2 protein-coding genes and 1 pseudogene are annotated in these 2,368 nt (G+C 58.4%); 2 read left to right on the top strand and 1 reads right to left on the bottom strand.

Translation table 11 applies throughout. The features are described 5' to 3' along the window. Both M0814_RS28845 and M0814_RS28840 read left to right on the top strand, forming a co-directional pair. Positions 1 to 355 (top strand): hypothetical protein (locus tag M0814_RS28845; protein WP_247868569.1); only part of this gene is annotated, 355 nt, incomplete at its 5' end. Positions 356 to 486: 131 nt separating this feature from the next. After that, complete coding sequence (locus M0814_RS28840) at positions 487 to 846, top strand: DUF6124 family protein (RefSeq protein WP_112997905.1); 360 nt, start codon at positions 487 to 489, stop codon at positions 844 to 846. Positions 847 to 1,144: 298 nt separating this feature from the next. Here M0814_RS28840 and M0814_RS28835 read toward each other — a convergent pair. After that, positions 1,145 to 2,368 (bottom strand): annotated as a pseudogene (locus M0814_RS28835) (hypothetical protein); the annotation flags it as partial.

Raw genomic sequence — 2,368 nt, 5'->3', positions numbered from 1 at the left:
TCCCCCAGACGTCGACCCGATCCCGTACGACCCGGCCCTCGACCCGCAGAAGATAAAAGCGGCAACCGACCGCGCCATCAACTTCTACCTCAACCCCGGCGCACTGAAGATCTCGATCCCTTCAGTACCGTCAGGCAAATCAAGCAGAATCTTCCTCATCGACCCCACCGTGGACGAAGAAACATTGCTGGTCGAGGCCTGCGAATCCTTAGCCGCCGCCAGCGATATGGCCCGCGACATCGGCGACACCGTCAAGAACCCACAGCGCCGGGCCATGCTGATGCTGCATCAGGTGATCATGCTCAGTGAACTGATGGTCAACCGAGTACTGGACGGCCGTCGCGTCCCACACTGATTACCCGGTTCCCCGTGTAGGAGCTGCCGAAGGCTGCGATCTTTTGATCTTGCTTTTACAAAAGGCCGCAGCCTGCGGCAGCTCCTACAGTGAGTAATCCCTTCAAAGTGCCTCGATCGGAGTTCCCGCTGATGTCCGAAACCCCACCCAATCCACCGGCCACAGACCCGGTATCACCCTACGAAACCCTCAACTCCAGAAAACTCCACGAAGCCGCCGAACGCGCCCTCGATCACTACCTCGCGCCCGCGCACATCATGGCGACGCCTTATACCCCCAGCAGCATGTTCCTGGTCAACCCGCAAACCGACACCGAATCCCTGCTGGCCAACGCCTGCGAATCCCTGGCCTCGGCCACGGTCATGCTCGGTGACTTCGCCGGCACACTGGAGGGGCCGAGCCGCAATACCGCGCTGGGCATTGCCCAAGTGGTGATGCTGGGGGAGTTGGCGGTGAATCAGGCGCTGGATAATGTTGGGTCGAAGGGATAATCGAAACGGGATGTCCCAATGAGCAATGCCGTAGAACGACTTGACTCGCGCCCGGAAGTCGTAAAGACACTGATGGCGATTGCGCGGGTGCAGGCAGGCCTTCTCGTGGGGGTCTACGGCTTCAGAATGCTTAAGTGCAGATATCGGCTAAATATTAACTGCCCTCGAATTTTCTGAAGTTGAAATAAAAGCGGACGGATCAATAAATCGATAGGGAGATAATCGATAAATCAATCTGTCCGCTCTTTTTGTTCGGATTCAGACCGTTCGCCGGATGAGCAAGTCCGTTATGGCAGCTTTACCGAATGTGAACATACCAAAGTGGACCCCATCCTCCGTAATACGCAGTTACCCACCAATATCCAGTACTCAGAGAAGAAAAAGTGGCTGTCCACTCACCTTTAGCATCCACCGGAGCGTTCGCCGTTTCAATAATGGCGCCGGAGGGAGCATAACCGTAGCCGACCGCGACCGTTAGGTTCGGTGTAGCAGTACCTTTCACGATCAATGTCCTCATGGTGGTAGTTGACTCTCTGGGGATGAAGTTGCCGTTCTGATCTTCTACACGGGTGATTACAGGAGCAACTCGAATTATGACTGTCAGTCGTCGCTCAGCCGATACCTGTCCACTGCCATACAGCGCGGTGGCGGTGAATCGGTGATCGCCCACGCTCAAGCCGGTCACGGTCCGTTCCCACAGGCCTGTCGTCGGATCGACGTCAGCGTCTCCCTTGACGGTTGTGCCATCTTTGATCTGGATTTTCTGGCCTTTGGCCGCGGCCCCTGAAAGCTTGACCTTAGGATCGATGGTCGTACTGTCCTGAAGAATCTCCACCCCTTTGGAGTCTTCGGCCCGAGTAATTTCTGGTTGCACATCCTCCAACGCCCTGACCGTATAAGTACGCACCGGAAACTCCACCGCCTCACTCTCCACCGTGCTCTGACCAAGCGCCGCTTTAAACGCCAGTGCCAGGCCGCTGCCATCCTGCAGAGCTTTGAGCTCATCGGCTGGAAGTGGAAAAGTGAAGAACCCGTCAGCGATCCAGTCGTCGTTGGTGAAGGCCGTCGGCGCGCTCCAGATCTCGCGCGCGTAGGCGCTGCCGTCGGCATTGGTCCCGTACAGGCGCAACCAGACGTATTGGTCGAGGGCGATCAGCGGCCAGTCGCCCATGCGTACGGAAGCTTGGCTCAGGTCGCCGGTGTACAGTTCCGGGCCGGCGCCGTCGTTGTCGGCCTGCTCGATGGTGGGGCTGGCCAGCGCGCTCTGCGGCATCGCTTGCACCGTCAGGTCAAATACCCGGGACGGTGTTGGATGACCATCAATGATGACGACGTAGGAGACTTTGACCTGCTTGCCCAGGTTGAACGCCACCACGCTGTTCGGGATCGCAAACTCAAGCCCTGCGCTTACCGCACGCGGCACTGAGGTGTGCGACCCGCCGGCCGGCGTGCCGTCAGCGCCAGTCCAGGTGACGCTGATTTCATCAGTTGGCCGCAACTCGGGGTTGTCCGGCACCACGGC

Origin of the sequence: Pseudomonas sp. MWU12-2020 (genome assembly GCF_023100605.1) — a bacterium.
GTDB lineage: Bacteria > Pseudomonadota > Gammaproteobacteria > Pseudomonadales > Pseudomonadaceae > Aquipseudomonas > Aquipseudomonas fluorescens_H.
This window is presented reverse-complemented; position numbering and strand designations above follow the sequence as displayed.

Bases quoted from the DNA above. Each gene is read 5' to 3' on its own strand.
- M0814_RS28840 (WP_112997905.1), top strand. From the start codon at position 487: ATGTCCGAAACCCCACCCAATCCACCGGCCACAGACCCGGTATCACCC.